15 protein-coding genes and 1 pseudogene are annotated in these 19,411 nt (G+C 73.7%); 9 read left to right on the top strand and 7 right to left on the bottom strand.

Annotated features, from left to right (window positions below):
• Nucleotides 1-9 precede the first annotated feature (9 nt).
• Nucleotides 10-1,305: an acyl-CoA dehydrogenase family protein gene (locus PYR72_RS27790; RefSeq protein ID WP_275457835.1), complete on the top strand. Its 1,296-nt coding sequence runs from the start codon at nt 10-12 to the stop codon at nt 1,303-1,305.
• A gap of 53 nt (nt 1,306-1,358) precedes the next feature.
• Nucleotides 1,359-1,844 carry a nitroreductase/quinone reductase family protein gene (locus tag PYR72_RS27795; protein ID WP_275460534.1) on the top strand — a complete coding sequence of 162 codons (486 nt, stop codon included), beginning with the start codon at nt 1,359-1,361 and terminating at the stop codon, nt 1,842-1,844.
• 223 nt (nt 1,845-2,067) lie between these two features.
• On the opposite strand, the gene PYR72_RS27800 is transcribed toward PYR72_RS27795, so the two are convergent.
• A complete protein-coding gene (locus tag PYR72_RS27800) occupies nt 2,068-2,715 on the bottom strand; it encodes a TetR family transcriptional regulator (protein ID WP_275457836.1) in 648 nt (215 codons plus the stop codon).
• A gap of 238 nt (nt 2,716-2,953) precedes the next feature.
• Between PYR72_RS27800 and PYR72_RS27805 the strand changes: the two genes are divergently transcribed.
• The 4 genes and pseudogenes from PYR72_RS27805 (at nt 2,954) to PYR72_RS27820 (ending at nt 8,603) form a co-directional block, all read left to right on the top strand.
• Nucleotides 2,954-3,892 (top strand): VOC family protein, encoded by a 939-nt coding sequence (locus PYR72_RS27805; RefSeq protein ID WP_275457837.1) that lies wholly within the window; start codon nt 2,954-2,956, stop codon nt 3,890-3,892.
• 348 nt (nt 3,893-4,240) lie between these two features.
• A pseudogene (locus PYR72_RS27810) lies at nt 4,241-6,582 on the top strand (PQQ-binding-like beta-propeller repeat protein).
• A gap of 147 nt (nt 6,583-6,729) precedes the next feature.
• Nucleotides 6,730-7,380: a sigma-70 family RNA polymerase sigma factor gene (locus tag PYR72_RS27815; RefSeq protein ID WP_275457838.1), complete on the top strand. Its 651-nt coding sequence runs from the start codon at nt 6,730-6,732 to the stop codon at nt 7,378-7,380.
• On the top strand, nt 7,377-8,603 hold the full coding sequence (locus tag PYR72_RS27820) for a CU044_5270 family protein (protein ID WP_275457839.1): 1,227 nt from the start codon (nt 7,377-7,379) through the stop codon (nt 8,601-8,603). Before PYR72_RS27815 ends, PYR72_RS27820 begins: the two co-directional genes overlap by 4 nt.
• A 67-nt stretch (nt 8,604-8,670) precedes the next feature.
• On the opposite strand, the gene PYR72_RS27825 is transcribed toward PYR72_RS27820, so the two are convergent.
• From PYR72_RS27825 to PYR72_RS27835, 3 genes are read right to left on the bottom strand one after another with little or no spacing between them, the layout of a single operon-like run.
• Entirely contained in the window at nt 8,671-9,450 is a 780-nt protein-coding gene (locus tag PYR72_RS27825; protein ID WP_275457840.1) for an enoyl-CoA hydratase/isomerase family protein, read from the bottom strand.
• Nucleotides 9,447-9,863 carry an OB-fold domain-containing protein gene (locus PYR72_RS27830; protein ID WP_275457841.1) on the bottom strand — a complete coding sequence of 139 codons (417 nt, stop codon included), beginning with the start codon at nt 9,861-9,863 and terminating at the stop codon, nt 9,447-9,449. The genes PYR72_RS27825 and PYR72_RS27830 overlap by 4 nt, the downstream gene beginning before the upstream one ends.
• A gap of 30 nt (nt 9,864-9,893) precedes the next feature.
• The gene (locus tag PYR72_RS27835; RefSeq protein ID WP_275460535.1) at nt 9,894-11,042 is read right to left on the bottom strand and encodes a lipid-transfer protein; all 1,149 of its coding nucleotides are present in this window, start codon (nt 11,040-11,042) and stop codon (nt 9,894-9,896) included.
• Between the two features lie 157 nt (nt 11,043-11,199).
• Between PYR72_RS27835 and PYR72_RS27840 the strand changes: the two genes are divergently transcribed.
• Nucleotides 11,200-12,864 carry a fatty acid--CoA ligase family protein gene (locus PYR72_RS27840; protein ID WP_275457842.1) on the top strand — a complete coding sequence of 555 codons (1,665 nt, stop codon included), beginning with the start codon at nt 11,200-11,202 and terminating at the stop codon, nt 12,862-12,864.
• A gap of 71 nt (nt 12,865-12,935) precedes the next feature.
• Here PYR72_RS27840 and PYR72_RS27845 read toward each other — a convergent pair whose 3' ends face one another.
• The 3 genes from PYR72_RS27845 to PYR72_RS27855 form a co-directional block, all read right to left on the bottom strand.
• The gene (locus tag PYR72_RS27845; RefSeq protein ID WP_275457843.1) at nt 12,936-13,337 is read right to left on the bottom strand and encodes a DUF6247 family protein; all 402 of its coding nucleotides are present in this window, start codon (nt 13,335-13,337) and stop codon (nt 12,936-12,938) included.
• A gap of 93 nt (nt 13,338-13,430) precedes the next feature.
• On the bottom strand, nt 13,431-13,622 hold the full coding sequence (locus PYR72_RS27850; protein ID WP_275457844.1) for a sigma-like protein: 192 nt from the start codon (nt 13,620-13,622) through the stop codon (nt 13,431-13,433).
• Between the two features lie 206 nt (nt 13,623-13,828).
• Complete coding sequence (locus tag PYR72_RS27855) at nt 13,829-16,831, bottom strand: BTAD domain-containing putative transcriptional regulator (RefSeq protein WP_275457845.1); 3,003 nt, start codon at nt 16,829-16,831, stop codon at nt 13,829-13,831.
• A 165-nt stretch (nt 16,832-16,996) separates the two neighbouring features.
• Between PYR72_RS27855 and PYR72_RS27860 the strand changes: the two genes are divergently transcribed.
• Together PYR72_RS27860 and PYR72_RS27865 are read left to right on the top strand one after the other, a co-directional pair.
• Complete coding sequence (locus PYR72_RS27860; protein WP_275457846.1) at nt 16,997-18,271, top strand: amidohydrolase family protein; 1,275 nt, start codon at nt 16,997-16,999, stop codon at nt 18,269-18,271.
• Nucleotides 18,272-18,348: 77 nt separating this feature from the next.
• The gene (locus PYR72_RS27865) at nt 18,349-19,275 is read left to right on the top strand and encodes an LLM class F420-dependent oxidoreductase (RefSeq protein ID WP_275460536.1); all 927 of its coding nucleotides are present in this window, start codon (nt 18,349-18,351) and stop codon (nt 19,273-19,275) included.
• The last annotated feature ends 136 nt before the right edge of the window (nt 19,276-19,411 follow it).

Genomic DNA, 19,411 nt, shown 5'->3' on the forward strand with positions numbered 1-19,411 from the left:
GGGACCGCCATGGACGCCCGCTTCACCGCCGAGCAGGAGGAGATCCGGCGCACGGTACGGGAGTTGCTGCTCAAGCGCTGCGGCCCGGAGGAGGTCCGGTCCGCCGTGCGGACGGAGGAGGGGTACGACCCCGGCCTCTGGCTCGCCTTCTCCGAACAGCTCGGACTGCCGGGGCTCGCGCTCCCCGAGGCGTACGGCGGCGTCGGCTGCTCCGCGACCGAACTCGCCCTGGCGAGCGAGGAACTGGGGCGCGCCTTGGCCCCCTCCCCACTGCTGTCCACCGCCGTTCTCGTCGCTCCCCTGATCCTCGCCCTCGGCACCGAGCCGCAGCGCGCCGTGCTGCTGCCGCGCCTCGCCGCGGGCCGGCTCACCGCGGCCCTCGCCGTACCGGGCACCGCACTCTCCGCCGCCCTGGCCCTGACCTGCGACAACGGAGGATCGTGGGCCGGGGGCGGCCGGGCCGGCGGCATCCAGGCGCGACGCGTCGGGGACGGGTGGCGGCTCTACGGGGAGGCCGGGCAGGTGCTCGACGGGCACAGCGCGGGGCTGCTGCTCGTGGCCGCGCACACCGGGGGCTACGCCCGGTCGCGGACGCTGCTGTTCCTCGTGCGGGCGCCGCGCGGGGAGGCGGGATCCGGCGGGGGCCTCGTCCGGGTGCGGCAGACCTCCATCGACGAGACACGGCCGGTGGCCCGGCTCGAACTGCGCGATGTACAGGCCGAGTTGCTGGGGGAGGAGGCCGGGGCCGGCGCGGGCGCCGACGCCCGCGTGCTGTCGGCCCTGGCCGGGGCCGGGGACGCGGCCGCCGCCGTGCTCGCGGCGGAGGCCGTGGGAGCCGCCGACCGGGCGCTGGAGCGGACGGTCGCCTACGCGCGGCAGCGGGAGCAGTTCGGGCGGCCGATCGGGTCGTTCCAGGCCGTGAAGCACCGGCTCGCCGATGTGTACGTGCGCGTGCGGGCGGCCCGGTCGGCGGCGTACTACGCCGCTTGGGCCGCCGCGCGGTCCGGCGGGCCGGGCGGAGCGGGCGGCGGGGAGCGGGTCGGCGGGCTGGCGCTCGCGCAGGCGCTGGAGGCGCTGCGGGTGGCGGCGGGCGAAGGCATCCAGCTGCACGGGGGCATCGGTTTCACCTGGGAACACGAGGCACAGCTGTACTTCAAGCGGGCGGCGGGGGACGAGGCGCTCTTTGGGCCCGTGCACCGGCTGCGGGGGCGGGCGGCCGACATCGCGGGTATCTTCACGGCCGACGAGACGGGGGTCCCCACGGCCGACGGGCCGGACGAGCGGAGGGTGGTGCGGGGCGGATGACTTCGAAGAGGGCGGCCGGGCCGGCGGCAGGGGCGGCGAAGGGCGGGAAGGGCATGACGGCCGTGAAGGACATGGGCGTGCGGCTGGTGCAGAAGGTCTCCTCGGCCCCGGCGTTCGCCCGGGTCGCACCGCACGTCATACCGGCGCTGGACCGGGCCGTGCACCGGGTCACCCGGGGGCGGGTGCTGCTCAGCGCGCAGCTGCTGCCCGGTGTCGTCCTGACCGCGACCGGCGCGCGCAGCGGGGAGCCGCGCCGTACGCCGCTGGCCTGTATGCCCGAGGAGGGACGGGACAGCTGGGTGCTCATCGGGTCGAACTTCGGCCGCCCCGGCCACCCGGCCTGGAGCGCGAACCTGCTGGCCCATCCCGACGCCGTGATCAACTGGAAGGGCCGGGACATCCCCGTCACCGCGCACCTGCTGGCGGGGGAGGAACGGGCGGCCGTCTGGAAGGAGTTGCTGCGCTTCTGGCCGCCGTACTCGACGTATCAGGCGCGGGTGGACCGCGAGATACGGGTGTTCCGGATCGTACGGCGGTGAACCGCGTCCCGGCGGTCTCCACGGATTCCCCCGGCTCTCAAGTCCCCCTGAACAGACCCGCTGAACAGACCCGCTGAACAGGCCCGCTGAACAGGCCCGCTGAACAGGCCCGCTGAACAGGCCCGCCGGGCAGTCCCCGGAACGCGGCAGGCGGCACTCCTCGGCCGAGGGTGCCGTCTGCGTGACAGGAATCGCGTCCGGGGGCGTGCCCGGGTGCTCCTGGTTACTTCAGGGGTTTCTTGCCGGTGATGCCCAGGTGGACCAACAGCGCCAGGTTGGGGCGCAGTTCGGCCTGCTTGACGCCCCAGGTCTGGAAGCCCTTCTGGTGCCCGGAGACCGAGGCGAGCATCGCGACGAGGGAGCCGGCGAGGGCCGCCGGGTTCACGTCCTTGTCGACGCGGCCCTTGGCCTGCAGCTCGGAGACCGTCTCCGACAGGGAGTTGGTGACCGAGTTCAGGATCTTCATACGGATCTTGTAGAAGCGTTTGTCGCCTTCGGCGGCGCCCAGGTCGACGACGCGGAGGATGGCGTCGTTCTTGCGCCAGAAGTCCAGGAAGCCGTCGACGAGTTCCTGTGCGGTCTGCCAGCCGGCCTTGCCGACCCAGGAGCGGCCTTCGAGCAGGCGCGTCAAGGTGGCGCCCTCGGCGGCCATTTGCTCGGCGATCTCCAGGACGGCGCCCTCGACGTCCGGGAAGTACTGGTAGAAGGTCGCGGGTGAAGTCCCCGCCTTCCGGGCGACATCAATGACTTTGACGTCCCGGTAGGGCGACGAGCTGAGCATCTCGCTGAGGCAGTCGAGCAGCTTCTGCCGGGTCGCCTGCCCTCGTCGGCCGGCCACGCGGCCGTCGACGGTACGCACTTGTCCTGTCATGCCGTCAGCTTACCGAGGGGCGATCGGAGCGCGATTCGGCCGACTGCAAATGGGGAGCAGGGGCGTCACCTAGGGGTTCGTGCGCTGATCACGCAGTGTGGTGGCGCGTTTGTTTCGGGTGAGCGGGGCCCGACGGACAGGGTGCCGCGGGCCCGGGAGCCGCGGGGCGCGGCCCCGGTTCCCCCGGTACGGACGCGCCCGACGCGCGCCCCGCGTGCGCCGCCCTTAGCTTGGCCCTATGGCCGATGAGACGGGAGCCGCCGCCGCAGCGGGAGCCGCCGCCGCAGCGGGAGCCGCCGCCGGGGCGGGAGGTGTCCCGTTCCCCGAGGGCGTCCCCTGCTGGGTGGACGCCCAGTTGCCCGACGTGGAAGCCGGCAAGCGGTTCTACGGCGAACTCTTCGGGTGGACCTTCGCGGTGGCCCCCGGGGACGGCGCGCACGAGGTGTGGGCGTACGTCGAGGGCGCCCCCGTGGCCGCCCTCGCTCCCAAGCCCGACGGCCGCCTCCCCACCGTGTGGACCGTGCACTTCGCCACGCCGGACGCGGTCGCCCTCACCGCCCGGATCACCGCGGCCGGCGGTCAGGTGATCACCCCGCCGACCCCGGTCGGCACGCTCGGCGTCGCCGCGCTGGCCACCGACCCCGAGAGCGCCGTCTTCGGCCTCTGGCAGCCCGGCGCGCACCCCGGCTTCGGACGGCGCCACGAGCCCGGCACGTTCGCGTGGGCCGAGCTGTACACCCGGGACACCAAGGCGGCCAACTCCTTCTACGCGCACCTCTTCCACGACGCCCTCTTCGGCCCGGACGCGGTCCCGGACTTCGGCCGTGCCGCGCTCACGGACGTCTTCCCGGCCGAGATGCCGCCGCACTTCCTGGTCCACTTCGGGACGGAGGACTGCGCGGAGGCGGTCGCGGCCGTCGGCCGGCTCGGGGGGCGTGTGCAGGTGCCGCCGTTCGCCACCTCGTACGGGAATGTGGCGGTCGTCACGGACAACCAGGGCGCGTCGTTCGCGCTGCTGCAGCGGAAGGACGGAAACGCCTGGCGGGAGGCGCCGCAGGAGGCGGAGCAGACCGAACAGCACCCGGACGAACTGCGGCAGGAGGGCGACGACCGGCGTACGGACGACCCCCCGGCGCAGGGCGCACGCGACGCGAACGCCCCGGAGGACGACGGCTGACCAGCGGGAAGACGGTGACCGGCAGGCGGGTGAACGGGTGTCCGGCTCCTGGTGCGCGCGGGCGCTCCGGGGGCGTGACGGGGGCGCTGCGCGGGCGGAAGGACGCGGTTGTGCGCCGGTGGTACGTCGCTCGCCCCGGTGTCCCACCATCCGGGCTCCCGCTTCCCGAGAGGCGGACCCACGTGGTTTTGTCCTGAGACACCCCGACTCGCCCCCGGGTTCGCAACCTGCCCCCGCTACAGGAAGAATCGGGGTGCGTGCCGCCAGGGCGGTGCGGTGGTGAGACGCTGCACGGGGTCGCGCGCACAATACGGGTGACGCGGTCCGTACGGGGAGGTGGCAGGGCAAGTGGTGGATCAGCTGACGCAGCACGATCCGCGGCGGATCGGGCCGTTCGAGGTGCTGGGACGGCTGGGTGCCGGCGGCATGGGGCTGGTCTATCTGGCGCGCTCGGCGTCGGGCCGGCGTGTGGCGATCAAGACGGTGCGGACGGAACTGGCCGAGGACCAGCTCTTCCGGGTCCGTTTCACGCGCGAGGTCGAGGCGGCCCGCGCGGTGTCCGGCTTCTACACGGCGGCGGTGGTCGACGCCGACCCGCGTGCCGCCGTGCCGTGGCTGGCGACCGCGTACGTTCCCGCGCCCTCCCTCGAAGAGATAGTGAACGACTGCGGACCCATGCCGGTCCAGGCCGTCCGCTGGTTCGCCGCGGGCGTGGCCGAGGCCCTGCAGTCCATCCACGGCGCCGGGCTCGTCCACCGCGACCTGAAGCCCTCCAACGTGCTCGTCGTCGAGGACGGGCCCCGCGTGATCGACTTCGGCATCGCGTCCGGCGTCTCGAACACGCGTTTGACGATGACGAACGTCGCCGTCGGGACGCCCGCGTACATGTCGCCCGAGCAGGCCAAGGACTCGCGCAGCGTGACCGGCGCGAGCGATGTCTTCTCGCTCGGCTCGATGCTCGTGTTCGCCGCCACCGGGCACGCCCCGTTCCACGGCGCCAACCCCGTCGAGACCGTCTTCATGCTGTTGCGCGAGGGCCCCGACCTCTCCGGTCTGCCGGAGGACCTGCGCCCGCTGATCGAGTCCTGTATGCAGATGGACCCGACCGCGCGCCCCAACCCGGCCGACCTCCAGGCCCAGCTCGCCCCGCACCTCTTCGGCTCCGGCTCGGACGACAGCGGTACGGCCTCGGCGTGGCTGCCGGAGAAGGCCGTCACCATGATCGAGACCCGTCGGGGCGGGCGCCCGGCGCCCAAGCCGCAGACCTCCTCCGGCCGCAGCGGCGGCGGCCGCCCGACCGCCCCGGTCCCCCCGCCCCGCCGCCGTACGACCCCGCGCCCGTCCCCGTCGGCGCCCCCGACACCGGGCCGGTGCGGCTCGCCGGCGGTCAGGTGCCCATCGGGCCCGGGCCCCGCGTCGCCGACGCCCGTGCGGCCGCCGTGAAGGCGCCCCCGCCCGAGGCGGGCCTCGCCGCGTCCTGGTCGCGGCCGCGCGCCGGCGTGAACGGCGCCGACCCCGCGCCCGTCGCCACCCCGCCCGCCACCCCCGAGTCGGCACCCTCCGGCTGGCGCCCCTGGCGTTTCCGCATGTCGAACGATGTGTGGGGCACCCCGTCGGTCGCCGACGACCTCGTCTACGTCACCTCCTTCGAGGTGCACGCCCTGGACGTGGCCACCGGCCGGCGCCGCTTCAAGACCCGTGACGTCGCCTGGTCGATGGCGGTCGCGGACGGACGCATCCACGCCTCCGACGGACCCACCCTCTTCGCGCTCGACGCCCGTGAGGGCGGGGACCTGTGGCGGCTGTCGACGGACGCCTGGGTGTACTCGCTGAAGGCCGACCGGGGCACCGTGGTCACCGCCACCCGCGGCGGCGGCGTCCAGGGCTGGGAGGCGTCCAACGGGCAGAAGCTCTGGGAGCTGACCGGCGCCCAGACCGACTTCGAGACCCCCGAGGCCGGACCGGTCGTCCAGGACGGCACGGTCTATGTCTGGAAGGACGCCCGGCTGCGCGCGCTGGAGGCCCGTACGGGCGAGGAGCGCTGGTCGTACCCCATCGGGGACGCGGCCTCCTGCGGCGGCGTCCCGGTCCGGCTCGCACCCGCCGCCGACGGCTATGTGTACATCTCCGCCGGCAGCCGCGTCCTCGCCGTCGACATCGCGAGCGGCCATGTCCGCTGGCACTTCGAGGCACCGGCCGTCTTCCTCTCTGCGCCCACGTTCGCGCCCGGCCCCGCCGTCACGGGCGGCGGCGTCTACCTCGCCGACTACCTCGGCACGGTCTACGCCCTCGACGCGACCGACGGCCGCGACCGCTGGCGCATCGCCACGGAGGCCCGCTCCTCGCTGGAGCCGGTCCTCGTCGCCGCCGGACACGTCCACGTCGGCAGCGGCAAGGGGCTCTACACCCTCGACGCGGTCACGGGCACACCGAAGTGGCGCTTCCAGGCGGGCGGCGAGATCGTCGGCGCGCCGTCGGTGGCGGAGGGACGGATCCACTTCGGCTCGACGGACCACCTGCTGTACACGCTGAAGGCCGACGACGGCCGCCTGCGGTGGAAGCTTGCCACGGGCGGGGAGATCACCGGGTCGCCCGTCGTCAAGGACGGCGTCGTGTACGCCTGCAGCAAGGACCGGTGCGTGTACGCGCTGGACGCGGAGAAGGGGACGGGGACGGCCCGGACGTCCTAGCACCGCGAGAGTCCCCCTTCCCCCTCCCCGGCCCACGCACGCACCGGACGTGACGTGGGCCACAGACCGTGAATCTCCGCTCCCCCTGTAAGAAGCCGGCCGCCCCGCGCATTGCTCGGTGAGACAGCCGATACGAGGGGATGGCGCGTGACCCATGCGCAACGCTTCAGGGACATCTACGAGGAGTGCTATCCACGCGTCCTCGCCTACGCCACCAGCCTGGTGGGACGGCAGGTGGGGGAGGACATCACCAGCGAGACCTTCACCGTGGCCTGGCGGCGGGTACGGGACATCCCGCGCCCTGCGCTGCCCTGGCTCCTGGGGGTCGCGCGCAACCTGGTGCGCGAACTGCGCCGCCGCGACGCCCACCAGTACGCCCTCGCCGCCGCGGAGGCACAGCAGATCGGCCGCGGTGCCCGCGGCGAGACCGGTGACGTCGCGGCGGACGTGACCGAACGGGACGCCGCGCTGCAGGCCCTGGCGAGCCTGTCCGAGGCCGACCGGGAGCTGCTGACACTCATCGCCTGGCACGGGCTGAGTGCCCGGCAGGCCGCCCGGGTCCTGGGCTGCACCACCGCGACGCTGGCCGTCCGGCTGCACCGAGCCCGCCGCCGTCTGGAGAAGGCCCTGGACCCGGCGCACCCGGCGCACCCGGCCCCGGCGGCCCCCGTACGGAACGCGCACTCCACGGCGCCCGTACCGCCCGCGTCCCCCACACCGCCCGCACCGCCCGCACCGCCCACACCCCACGCACCCCAGGCCCCCGGCCGCACCGATCGCAGAGGAGCACTCACGTGAAGGACACCCACGGACGGTCCGGGCGGCCCGACGTCATGCAGGTGCTCGCGGACGCCCGGCCCGACGAACTGGACCCGTCGAAGCTCGCGGACTCCCCGCGGCAGCGCGCGGACCTGGCGCGCATCCTCGCCCGGTCGACGGACGACCGCCCGGCACGCCTCCGCGTCCCGGAGCGACTGCGGTCCGGCATCCGGCCGTTCGGCACCGCGGCCGCCCTCGCGGCCGTCGCCGCGTCGGCCGTGGTCGTGAGCACCCTCGACCGCGACCCGCTCGGCACCCGCCCGGGCGCGTCCCCGCACTCCTCCTCCGCCGCAGGGCCGGACGCGTCCGCGCCGGACGGACGCCTCGAACTGCTCAGCGCGGCCAGGAAGGTCGGCACGGCGGACGGCGAGGGAACGTACTGGCAGACCACCACCCGCTCGCAGGACGTGAACGTCGTCGGCGCGGAGGACGGCAAGGGGCAGCTCCTCGCCGTGCGCGACACGGCGACCTCCCGGTGGTCGGTGGGGGTGCGCCCGGGGACCCGGAGCCTGCTGGTCTCCGGTCTGGACGCCGAGATCGCCCCCCGGACCGAGGAGGACGCGGCACGCTGGCGGGCCGCCGGCTCCCCTCGGACGATGCAGGCGGAGGTTCTCGGCAACGAGGCGGGCGGCACGCTCGGGTACACGATGGGGCCCCGGCGGCCGATGGTCATGCGCACGGACGCGGACGAGAAGATCTACGCGCTCGGCCCGCGCAACGCCTCCTACCAGGATCTGCTCGAACTCCCTTCCGGTACTGCGGAGTTGCGGCGGGAGCTGGAGCGCCGGCACGGGCAGGACGAGGGCGCCGAGATCGGCGACCGCACGGCCTACGTCCTGCGTCAGGCCGCCGACCTGATCACGATGCCGGTGAAGCCCGCCGTCCGGGCCGCCGCGTACCGGGTGATGGCGGAACAGCCCGGCGTCCGCGGGCTCGGGCGGGTCACCGACCCGCTGGGGCGCAAGGGCGTCGGCATCGCCTTCCCGGGCACGCACGCGACACCGCTGGGCCGTGTGGAGCAGCGGGTCGTGGTGGACCCGTCCACCGGCGGGCTGCTCGCCGAACTGCTCGTGCTGGTCGAACCGTCGGCCAGGGCCCGCGAGGCGGGTCTCGACGCCGGCACGACGGTGAACTACACGGCGACGACCCGGACGGGCTGGGCCGACAGCCAGATCGAGGTACCGGCGAACGCCCGGCACTGAGCGGGGGCGGGCGGGGCGGCGTCCCGGGTGCGCGGGGGCGTGGGTGCGCGGGGGTGCGGGCCGGAGTTCACCGCACCCGGTACCCACCCGGCCGGCGGCCCGTGAACAGCTCCGTCTGCCGGTCCGTCGGCAGGTTGCCCAGGGAGACCAGGTGCGGGGCGTACGCCAGCGCGTGCGCCCGTGCCGTCTCCCGGGCGGCCCAGCAGGCGCGGACCGTGCCCTGGACGGCCTCCGGCGGGTACCCGGCGATCACCTCGGCGCAGCGGAGCGCGGCGGGGACGGATCCGCCGGGTTCCGTCACCTCCGAGACCAGGCCCACCTCGTACGCCCTGCGGGCCGACATCCGCTCGGCGGTGCCCGTCAGGGCCATGCGGGTGGCCTCCCCGTAGGGCATGCGCTGGGACATGAGGATCGACTCGAAGGCGCTGACCATGCCGTAGGTGGTGTGGGGGTCGAAGAAGGCGGCCGAGGGGTCCGCGACGAGGAACTCCGCTTCGCCGAGGAGGTAGAACGCGCCGCCGCAGGCCATGCCGTTGACCGCCGCGATCACCGGTTTCCAGAGGTCGTTGGATTTCGGGCCGACCCGGAGGAGGGGGTCCTCGATCGTGTAGGGGGAGTGCGGCTGGGGGACGGAGGAGGCCGCATCCCGGTCGAGGCCCGTGCAGAAAGCCCGGTCGCCGGCGCCGGTCACGACGACCGCCCGTACGGTGTCGTCGTAGCGCAACTCCCTCCAGGTCAGGGTCAGTTGCTCGATCGTCGTCAGGTCGAGGGCGTTGTGCCGCTCCGGGCGGTCCAGGGTGAGCAGGGCGACGCCCGTGTCCTTGTCCGTCGTGGTCCGCAGGGTCACGGCCGCTCCAGTACCCATTGGGGGAGGCCGTCGGCGGTGAAGACCACCTGGACCCGGGCGCCGATCCGCAGACGGTCGGCGGGGACGGAGTCGAGGCGGGCGCCCGGCGCGCTCACCAGGTTGCCGACGAGGCGGACGCGGGGGGCGTCGGCGAGTTCGACGAGGACGACGTTGTACGGGGCCTGCTCGGCGTAGTCGGGCAGGAGGGGCGGGTGGGGCAGGACGTACGACCAGATGCGCCCCCGGCCGCCGACCCGGCGCCACGTCGCCGCGAACGAGCGGCAGTGGGGGCAGCAGGGCCGGGGCGGGAAGCGGAGTTCGCCGCAGTCGGCACAGGCCTGGATGCGCAGTTCGCCCCGGGCGGCGTACTCCCAGAAGGGGGCGCCGTCCTCGTCCACGGCGGGGGTCAGCATGTCCTCGACTCCTTCGGTTCCGTCCGGTGTTCAGTTCCTCAGCAGCAGGGCCGACGTCGGGACGCCCTCGCCCGCCGTCACCAGGCAGCTCGCCGCCCCCGGTACCTGGGCGGTGCTCGTGCCGCGCAGCTGCCGTACGCCCTCGGTGATCAGGTTGAACCCGTGGACGTACGCCTCGCTGAGGCCGCCGCCGGAGGTGTTGAGGGGCAGCCGGCCGCCGCTCTCCAGGGCGCCGCCCTCGGTGAACGCGCCGCCCTCGCCCCGGCCGCAGAAGCCGTAGCCCTCCAGGGAGAGGGGGATCAGCGCGGTGAACGCGTCGTAGATCTGGGCCACGTCGATGTCGTCCGGGGTGATGTCCGCGTGTTTCCACAGGTGCCGGGCGGCGGTCCAGGCGGGGCCGGTCAGCGGGTCGTCGTTCCAGTAGTTGACCATGCCGTGGTGCTGGGCGGGCAGGCCCTGGGCGGCGGAGTGGACGTAGACGGGGGTGCGGCGGCAGTCGCGGGCGCGTTCGGCGGAGACCACGACACAGGCCAACGCCCCGTCCGTCTCCAGGCAGTTGTCGAAGAGGCAGAGGGGTTCGCTGATCCAGCGCGAGTTCATGTACATCTCGCGGGTCAGGGGGCGCTCGTACATGATCGCGGCGGGGTTCTGGTTCGCCCGGTTGCGGCAGGCCAGGGCGACGTTGAAGAGGTGGTCGCGGGTGGTGCCGTACTCGTGCATGTGGCGGCGGGCGAGCATGGCGATCTCGTCGGCGGGGCGGAGCAGACCGTAGGGGCGGGTCCACTGCGCGGGGGTGGGGAGCTGGACCGTGGTGTTCTTCCACGGGCGGGGGCCCGAGCCGCGTTTGCGGGACCGCCAGGCGACGCCGACCGTGGCCTGGCCGGTCGCGATCGCGGCGGCCAGATGCGCGACCGTGGCACACGAACCGCCGCCTCCGTAGCCGACCTTGCTGAAGAAGGTGAGGTCGCCGAGACCGAGCGCCTTGGCCACCTCGACCTCGTCCGTCTCCTCCATCGTGTACGAGGCGAGCGCGTCGACCTCGTCCGGGGCTATGCCCGCGTCGTCGAGTGCGGCGAGGATCGCCCGGCACGCCAAGGCCCGTTCCGTTGCCGGCAGTTGCTTGGCGAAGGCGGTCTGGCCGATGCCGACGATCGCCGTCGCGTCCTTGAGCACGGTCATGGGAGCCATGGGGCACACCTCCGCACAGGCTGCGGAGCACACCTCCGCACAGGGGCTGTCGGCTGCTGACAGTCCGTCAGGGTACAGCTAATCTGACGGGTAGTCAGCTCATGGCCGGGCAGTACGTGGACACTGGTTTCTCGCTACGGAGGCTGCTGTGATCGGTGAGGTGGAGGGACGCGCGGACCTGGGACGGGAGGCGTGGGGGACCGTCCCCGGGCTGGTCCGCTCGGCGGCCCGGCGGTACGGCGGGGACGAGGCCGTCGTCGACGGGCGTACGCGGGTGTCGTACGCGGAGCTGGGCGCGCGGGTGGAACGCGCGGCGGCCGCCTGCGTCGCGAACGGCGTCCGGACCGGCGACCGGGTCGCCCTCTGGGCGCCGAACTCCCTCGACTGGATCGTCTCCGCGCTCGGCGCGGTCTCGGCGGGCGCGGTGCTCGTCCCGCTGAACACCCGCTTCAAGGGCGGCGAGGCGGCGGACGTGCTGGCGCGCAGCCGGGCCAGGCTGCTGTTCGTCACCGGGACGTTCCTCGGGACGTCGTACGTGGCCTCGCTGCGGCGGGCCGCCGGCGCGGACGGCGGACGGCTGCGGGCGCGGGGCGCCGGGAGCGTGTGCGAGCGGCCGGGACCGCTGCCCGGACTCCCGCACCTGGAACAGGTGGTGGTGCTGGCCGACGACGCACCCGCCGACTTCCGCACCTGGAAGGACTTCCTCGCGAGCGGCGACGGGGTGGGGGAGCGGGCCGTGCGGGAGCGGGCGGAGGCGCTGACCGGGGACTCCCCGTCCGACATCGTCTTCACCTCCGGCACCACGGGCCGGTCCAAGGGCGTGGTCATCACCCACGCGCAGACCCTGCGGGCGTACGAGGTGTGGAGCGAGCTGGCCGGGCTCCGCCGCGGCGACCGCTACCTCATCGTGAACCCCTTCTTCCACACCTTCGGCTACAAGGCGGGCGTGATCGCCTGCCTCATGCGGGGCGCGACGATGATCCCGCAGCCGGTGTTCAACGTGGAGACGGCGATGGCCAACGTGGCGGCGGAACGCGTCACCGTCCTGCCCGGCCCGCCCACCCTCCACCAGTCCCTCCTGGACCACCCCGCCCGCGACGACTACGACCTCGGCTCCCTGCGCCTGGTGGTGACCGGCGCGGCGGTGGTGCCGCTGCGCCTGGTCGAACGGCTGCGGGCGGAGCTGCGCGTGGACACCGTCCTGACGGCGTACGGCCTGTCCGAGGCGTCCGGCATCGTCACGATGTGCCGGCGCGGCGACGAGCCGTCGGTGATCGCCTCGACGTCCGGGCGGGCGATACCGGGGACGGAGGTGCGGGTCGTGGACCCGCTGGGCTCCGCCCTGCCTCCGGGCTCGCCGGGCGAGGTGCTCGTCCGCGGCTTCAACGTCATGCGGGGCTACTTCGAGGACCCCGCCGAGACCGCCCGCGCGGTCACCGCCGACGGCTGGCTCCGCACCGGTGACGTCGGCGTCCTCGACGAGGCGGGCAACCTCCGGATCACCGACCGCATCAAGGACATGTTCATCGTCGGCGGCTTCAACGCGTACCCGGCGGAGATCGAGCAGCTCCTCGGCCTCCACCCGGACGTGGCCGACGTGGCGGTCGTCGGCGTCCCCGACACCCGCCTCGGCGAGGTCGGCAGGGCCTACGTCGTCCGCCGCCCCGGCTCCCACGTCACCGCCGACGACCTCATCGCCTGGTCCCGGCGCGAGATGGCCAACTACAAGGTGCCGAGATCGGTGGAGTTCATGAGGGAGCTGCCGCGGAACGCGAGCGGGAAGGTGGTGAAGGGGGAGTTGCGGGGGCGGTGAGGGGTGGGCGATGCGGGATCGTCCGTGCGCGCCCTCGCCGGTACGCGGTCGGCCCGCTACCGGTCGGCCCGCTACCGGTCGGCCGCCGTCCGCCCGGCCGGGTCCTGGCCGGGTGGTTCCTGATCGAGTGATCTCCGGGCCGTCGCGTGCAGGTCGCGGATCTCGTGCATCGCCTCGCGCCAGGCCGGGTCGACGTGGTCGACGGTGCGGGCGGTGTGCTCCGCGGTGTGCAGGCGGGCGGCCGTGGCGGGGTGCCGGGCGATCTCGACGGTGACGGCCCAGGTGTCGAGGAAGCGGGTGATCGGGCCCAGGCTGCCCGTGCGGGCGGCCAGGGTGATGGCCTCGTCCTTCTGCCGTTCCATCTCGCCCAGGCGGTGCGGCGCCACCCGCGCCAGGGCCGCGCGCAGCGCGGGCGGGGTCCTCTCCGGCCGCGGCACGACGGGCGTGCCCGGCCCGGCAGGCGCTGTGATCATCCTCGTCCCTCCCTGAGCACCGCCCCCGGACACACCTCGGCCGCGGTGGCTCCCCCTCCGCGCCACCGCGGCCGATCCCCCGTCAGGAGAAGGTCACTTGCCGCCCAGGTCCAGGGCGGGCGGGGCGGGTGCGTGCTGGTCCATCGTGGTGATCTCCGGGTCCTCGCTCGGCGGGGCCGGCGCGTGCTGGTCCAGCGTGGTGACCGGCCCGTCCTTCTTCGGCGGGGCGGGTGCGTGCTGGTCCATCGTGGTGATCTCCGGGTCTTGCTTCAACTTGTCGCTCATCGCTGGAACTCCCCGTGAGTGAACGGTGCTTCTGGGCGGAAAGCGCCCGTTCGGCAACTCCCCCGGGGGTCGCCGAACGGGCGTTTCAGGTGGCCTCGACCGACCGTGAGGCCCTTCGGATCCGCCTGCCCCCCGACGCGACGGATCGATGAACTGAGCTTGTCAGCCGCCCATAAACGTTCGATGAACGTCCTGCCCCAGGGATGTCACGCCGCCGCGAGCGGATGCAGCAGACCGCGCACCTCGTCGGCCTCCGCCGAGTTGTTCCGCTCGTACATCGTCAGCGCCTCACGCCAGCAGACACGGGCCCGGTCCGACTGGCCGAGGGCCACCAGGGCCCGGCCCAACAGGGTCAGGGCATTGGCCCGCATCCAGTCGCCGCCGATGCAGCCGATCGCCAGCGCCTGTTCGGCGTGCTGGGCCGCCTGCGCGGGCCGCCGCGCCGCCAGGTGGACCTGGGCCACCCGGAAGTGGGTCGTGCCCTCCCACAGCCGTTGCCGGTTCTCGGTGAAGATCAGCAGTGCCGCTTCGAGCTGTTCCAGGGCCTCATGGAGCCGGCCCGCCTGGGTGAGCACGATTCCCGAGGCATAGCGGGAGTTCGCGAGGCGTACGGTCAGACCCAGCTCGTCGTAGATCTCCACGCCCCGCCGGGCGAGATCGACGGCGCTGGCGGTACGGCCCATGGAGGCGAGGGAGCGGGACAGGTTGCACACCGCGCTCGCCTCGCCGGGCTTGTTGCCGTCCGCCTGGAACGCCTCGATGGCCCTGAGCAGGAAGGCTTCGGCGTCCGGGAAGCGGGCGGTGCAGATGGCGATGATCCCCAGTTGGTTGGGGGCGGTGCCGCTGGTCCAGGGGTCGCCTGCCGCCTCGTTCACCAGATCGGCGCGCTCGGCCTCCCGCTCGGCCTCGTCGAAGCGTCCCGCCTGGCTGAGGACCTGGGCCAGTGTGATGCGTGCCCGGGTCTCGGCGTGCGCGTCCCCGACGGCCGCCGCCGCGTCACGCGCGGCGAGCGCGGTCGTCTCGTAGCGGCGCGAACCGGCGCCGGACTCGGCCAGGTCGATGGTGGCCAGCAGCAGGTCGACGGCCCGGCGCAGCGTGGACGCCCCCAGCGACTGCTGGACGCATGCGAGGAGCGGTTCCGCCTCCGCGTGCAGCCAGTCCAACGCGTCGGAGGCGGAGACGAACTCCCGTCCCGCATAACGGCTCCGCTCCAGATGGGCGACCGTCCGGTCCCCCGGCCGCTCGATCGCGTACACCCGGGTCGCCGTCGCCAGATAGAAGTCCAGCAGCCGGGACATCGCCGCGCTCCGCTCGCTCGGCGGCTGTTCGTCGCGTTCGGCGCATGCACGCGCGTAGAGGCGGACGAGGTCGTGGAAGCGGTAGCGGCCGGGGGCGGCGGATTCCAGGAGGGACGTGTCGACGAGGATCTCCAGGAGGTCCTCGGTCTCCTCCGGCGGCAGGTCCAGCACGGCGGCCGCCGCGGCCAGCGAGATGTCCGGGCCGTCCGCGAGGCCGAGGAGGCGGAAGGCGCGGGCCTGCGCGGGCTCCAGCTGGCCGTAACCCAGCTCGAAGGTGGCCTTCACCGCCAGGTCACCGGCCTGCAGCTCGTCCAGCCGGCGCCGCTCGTCGGCGAGTTTGGCGGCGAGGACGGACACCGTCCACGTCCTGCGCGCCGCCAGCCGGGACGCGGCGATGCGGATGGCGAGCGGCAGGAAGCCGCAGGCCGCGACGACGTCGAGCGCGGCCTTGCGCTCCGCGGCGACACGCTCCTCGCCGACGATCCTGGTGAAGAGCTGCAGGGCCTCGTCGGGCGACATCACGTCGAGGTCGACGAGATGGGCGCCGGCCAGGTCCACCATCCGCACCCGGGCGGTGACCAGGGCCGCGCAGCCCGCCGTGCCGGGCAGCAGCGGCCGTACCTGGGCCGCGTCCCGCGCATTGTCGAGCAGCACCAGGATCCGGCGGCCGTCCAGGACCGACCGGTACAGCGCGGCCCGCTCCTCCAGGGAGTCCGGGATCGCGGAGTCGGCCGTGCCGAGCGCGCGCAGGAACGAGCCGAGGACCGTCTCCGGCTCGGCGGGCCGGGCGCCGGCGCCCTGGAGGTCGACGTACAGCTGCCCGTCCGGGAAGGACGACCGGGCCTGGTGGGCCACGTGCACGGCGAGTGTCGTCTTGCCGACGCCGCCGATGCCCGCCAGCGCGGACACCGACATCACCTGGCCCTCGGCGCCGGACGCCTCCGCCAGCACCTCGCTCAGGTCCTTCACGAACGCGGCGCGGCCGGTGAAGTCCGGAACCGTTGCGGGAAGTTGGGCGGGCCGGACCGGGGCCGCGGAGGTCTCGGCCGCGAGGGGCGCGGAGGGCTCCGCGAGGCCCGGGTCCGCCTGGAGGATGCGCTGCTGCAGCTCCCGCAGACCCGGGCGGGGGTCCACGCCCAGTTCGTCGGCGAGCAGGCGGCGGGTGTCGGCGTAGACCGCGAGGGCCTCGGCCTGCCGTCCGCTGCGGTACAGGGCCAGCATCAGCAGTTCGCGCAGTCGCTCGCGCAAAGGATGGGCGGCGGTGAGCGCGGTCAGCTCGGAGACCGCCTCCGCGTGGCAGCCCTGTTCCAGGTCCATGTCGAGGCGTGACTCCACGAGTTGGAGACGCCACTCCTCCAGGCGGGCGCGCTGGGTCTCCGCGTACGGTCCCGGCAGGCTCGCCAGGACTTCGCCGTCCCACAGTCCCAGCGCCCTGTTCAGCAGCTCGCGGGCCCGGAGCAGATCGCCGGAGCTTCTTGCCTTCTCGGCGTCGGCGGCGAGTTCCTGGGCCACGGCCAGGTCCAGCGCGCCGCCGGGCAGTTCGCGGACCGCGTAGCCGCCGGACTCGCTGACCAGCACCCCGGGCAGCACCTTGCGCAGCCGCGAGGCGTACGTCCGCACCGCCGCCAGCGCCTGCGAGGGCGGGTCGTCGCCCCACAGGGCGTCGATCAGCTCGTGCGCGGTGGCCGTGCGGCCCTCGCGCAGCAACAGCGCGGCCAGCAGTGCCCGTTGCTGAGGCGAACCGGTGGCGAGGGATTCGGTGCCGCGCCAGGCCCGTACGGGTCCGAGCACGGCGAAGCGCAGGTCGGCCGGCGGCTGGGGGGCCGGTTCCGGAACCGTTGCGTCCACGGCGGCCCTCTGCTCCGGCACGCGCGGCACACCGCTCTGCGGCACTCCCGGTTCACCACCCATCGACGTCTCCCAAGCCTCCTTGGTGCACGAGCCAGTTTGCCTTGCTCGTGGCGGATCCGTCAGCCGTGGAGGGGTTCGATCACGCGGAGCCACGGGAGTGTCACCAGGTCCACACAGGCGAACAGATTACTGACGGGTCGTCAGATCAGCGCTACCGTGACGGACATGGACACCTTGGAGACGAGCGCCACGGATCCCGCCACCGCCCCCACCCCGTTCCCGAAGATCATCTCCGTCGACGACCACACGGTGGAGCCGCCGAACGTCTGGCAGGACAGGCTCCCGAAGAAGTACCTGGACACGGCCCCCCGGATCGTCCGCGCGCCGCTGAAGGAGATGACGTTCCTCGGCGGCCGCTTCAAGCCCGTGATGGGCGCTCCCGGCGACGACGGCCCGATCGGCGACTGGTGGGTCTACGAGGACCTGCACCGCCCGCTGACCCGCCTGGACACCGCCGTCGGCTACTCCAGGGACGAGATCAAGCTGGAGATCATCACCTACGAGCAGATGCGCCCCGGCTCGTACGACGTCCCGCAGCGCCTCGCGGACATGGACGTCAACCACGTCCAGTCGGCCCTCTGCTTCCCGACCTTCCCGCGCTTCTGCGGCCAGACGTTCACCGAGGCGGCCGACCGCGAACTGGGGCTGCTGGGCGTGCGGGCCTACAACGACTGGATGGTGGAGGAGTGGTGCGGCCCCGACGCCCGGGGCCGGCTGATCCCGCTGACCCTCATCCCGCTCTGGGACGCGGAGCTGGCGGCGGCGGAGGTACGCCGGAACGCGGCGCGCGGCGTGCGGGCCGTGGCCTTCTCCGAGATACCCCCGCACCTCGGTCTGCCCTCCGTCCACACCGACGACTGGGACCCCTTCCTCGCCGCCTGCGACGAGACCGGCACGGTCGTGGCGATGCACATCGGCTCGTCGAGCCGGATGCCGTCGACCTCCGCCGACGCGCCGCCCGCCGTCGGCTCCACGATCACCTTCGCCAACTGCTGCTTCTCGATGGTCGACTGGCTGATGAGCGGCAAGTTCGAACGCTTCCCCAACCTCAGGGTCATGTACGCCGAGGGGCAGATCGGGTGGATCCCCTACATCCTGGAGCGCGCCGACGTGGTGTGGGAGGAGAACCGGGGCTGGGGCGGGGTGGCCGACAAGGTCCACCGCCCGCCGTCGGAACTCTTCGCCGACCACGTCTACGGCTGCTTCTTCGACGACGCGTTCGGGCTGAGGAACATCGACGCGATAGGCGTCGGCAACGTGCTGTACGAGACCGACTACCCCCACTCCGACTCCACCTGGCCCGAGTCGCGGCAGGTCGGCGAGGCGCAGATGGGCCACCTGGACCCGGACGTCGTGGACCGCATCGTGCGGCGGAACGCGATCGAACTGCTGGGCCTGACGAAGGAGGGGCTGTGGGCGGGGCCGGGGAGCGCGAGGTGAGCGGGACGGGGGAGCGCGAGGTGAGCGCCACCGGGGAAGGGCGGCCGGGCGGGTCCGGCGGCGGGCTCGCCTTCGGGATGCAGCTGCCGGTCCAGTCGCAGAGCACCCTCTACGCCGAGCCCTGGGAGGCGGACGCCGGCCCGGAGGACCTGGCACGGATCGCGCGGGCCGCCGACCGGGCCGGATTCGCGTACATCGCCGCCTGCGACCACGTGGCCATACCGCGCCGCCTCGCGCCCGCGATGAGCACGGTCTGGTACGACCCCGTCGCCACGCTCGCCTACCTGGCCGCCGTCACCGAACGGGTCCGGCTGCTCAGCCATGTCGCCGTCGTCGGGCTGCGGCAACCGCTCCTGACGGCCAAGCAGTACGCCACCCTCGACCACCTCTCCGGGGGCCGGCTGGTCCTCGGCGTGGGCGCCGGCCACGTGCGCGAGGAGTTCGAGGCGCTGGGGGTGGACTTCGAACGCCGGGGCGCGGTCCTGGACGAGTGCCTGGACGCCCTGCGCGCGGCCCTCGGCCCGGACGAGTTCCCCTCCCACCACGGCAAGCTCTACGACTTCGAGGACCTGGGCCAGCGCCCGCGCCCCGCCCAGGCCCGCGTCCCGGTGTGGGTCGGCGGTTCGTCCCCCGCCGCCGTCCGCCGGGCCGCCGTACGGGGCGACGGCTGGCTCCCCCAGGGCGACCCCCGCGACCGCCTCCCGTCCCAGATCGCCCGCCTGCGCCGCCTGCGGGAGGAGGCCGGCGTCGCGACCCCGCTCACGATCGGCGCGATCACCGAGCCGCTGTACATGGGCACCCCGTCCTGGGAGGTGGGCCGCCGCACCCTGACCGGCAGCCCGGCCGCCCTCGCGGACTCCCTGCGCGCGTACGGGGCGATGGGCGTGAACCAGATCCAGGTGCGCTTCCGGAGCCGAGGGGTGAGTGAACTCGCGGACCAGGTGGGGGTGTTCGGGGCCGAGGTGGGGCCGCTGCTTCAGGAGGACTCTGCGAGGACCCTGTGAGGTCTGCCGATGGTGTCAGGCAAGGCGGTGAATGCCCTTCTCTGGCAGCATGAGGTGCATGCGTGGCTGGAGGAAATACTCTGTCAGCCTTCCCGAGGACCTCGCCGAGGCTGTACGCGCGCAGGTGGGCCCCGGG

This window comes from Streptomyces sp. VNUA24, assembly GCF_029167005.1.
GTDB classification, from domain to species: Bacteria; Actinomycetota; Actinomycetes; order Streptomycetales; family Streptomycetaceae; genus Streptomyces; species Streptomyces scabiei.

Excerpts from the sequence above, each read along its gene's own strand:
- PYR72_RS27800 (WP_275457836.1), bottom strand. The coding sequence starts at position 2,715 with ATGACAGGACAAGTGCGTACCGTCGACGGCCGCGTGGCCGGCCGACGA.
- PYR72_RS27865 (WP_275460536.1), top strand. The coding sequence starts at position 18,349 with ATGCAGCTGCCGGTCCAGTCGCAGAGCACCCTCTACGCCGAGCCCTGG.
- PYR72_RS27860 (WP_275457846.1), top strand. The coding sequence starts at position 16,997 with ATGGACACCTTGGAGACGAGCGCCACGGATCCCGCCACCGCCCCCACC.
- PYR72_RS27790 (WP_275457835.1), top strand. The coding sequence starts at position 10 with ATGGACGCCCGCTTCACCGCCGAGCAGGAGGAGATCCGGCGCACGGTA.
- PYR72_RS27795 (WP_275460534.1), top strand. The coding sequence starts at position 1,359 with ATGACGGCCGTGAAGGACATGGGCGTGCGGCTGGTGCAGAAGGTCTCC.
- PYR72_RS27845 (WP_275457843.1), bottom strand. The coding sequence starts at position 13,337 with ATGATCACAGCGCCTGCCGGGCCGGGCACGCCCGTCGTGCCGCGGCCG.
- PYR72_RS27850 (WP_275457844.1), bottom strand. The coding sequence starts at position 13,622 with ATGAGCGACAAGTTGAAGCAAGACCCGGAGATCACCACGATGGACCAG.
- PYR72_RS27855 (WP_275457845.1), bottom strand. The coding sequence starts at position 16,831 with ATGGGTGGTGAACCGGGAGTGCCGCAGAGCGGTGTGCCGCGCGTGCCG.
- PYR72_RS27835 (WP_275460535.1), bottom strand. The coding sequence starts at position 11,042 with ATGACCGTGCTCAAGGACGCGACGGCGATCGTCGGCATCGGCCAGACC.
- PYR72_RS27830 (WP_275457841.1), bottom strand. The coding sequence starts at position 9,863 with ATGCTGACCCCCGCCGTGGACGAGGACGGCGCCCCCTTCTGGGAGTAC.
- PYR72_RS27805 (WP_275457837.1), top strand. The coding sequence starts at position 2,954 with ATGGCCGATGAGACGGGAGCCGCCGCCGCAGCGGGAGCCGCCGCCGCA.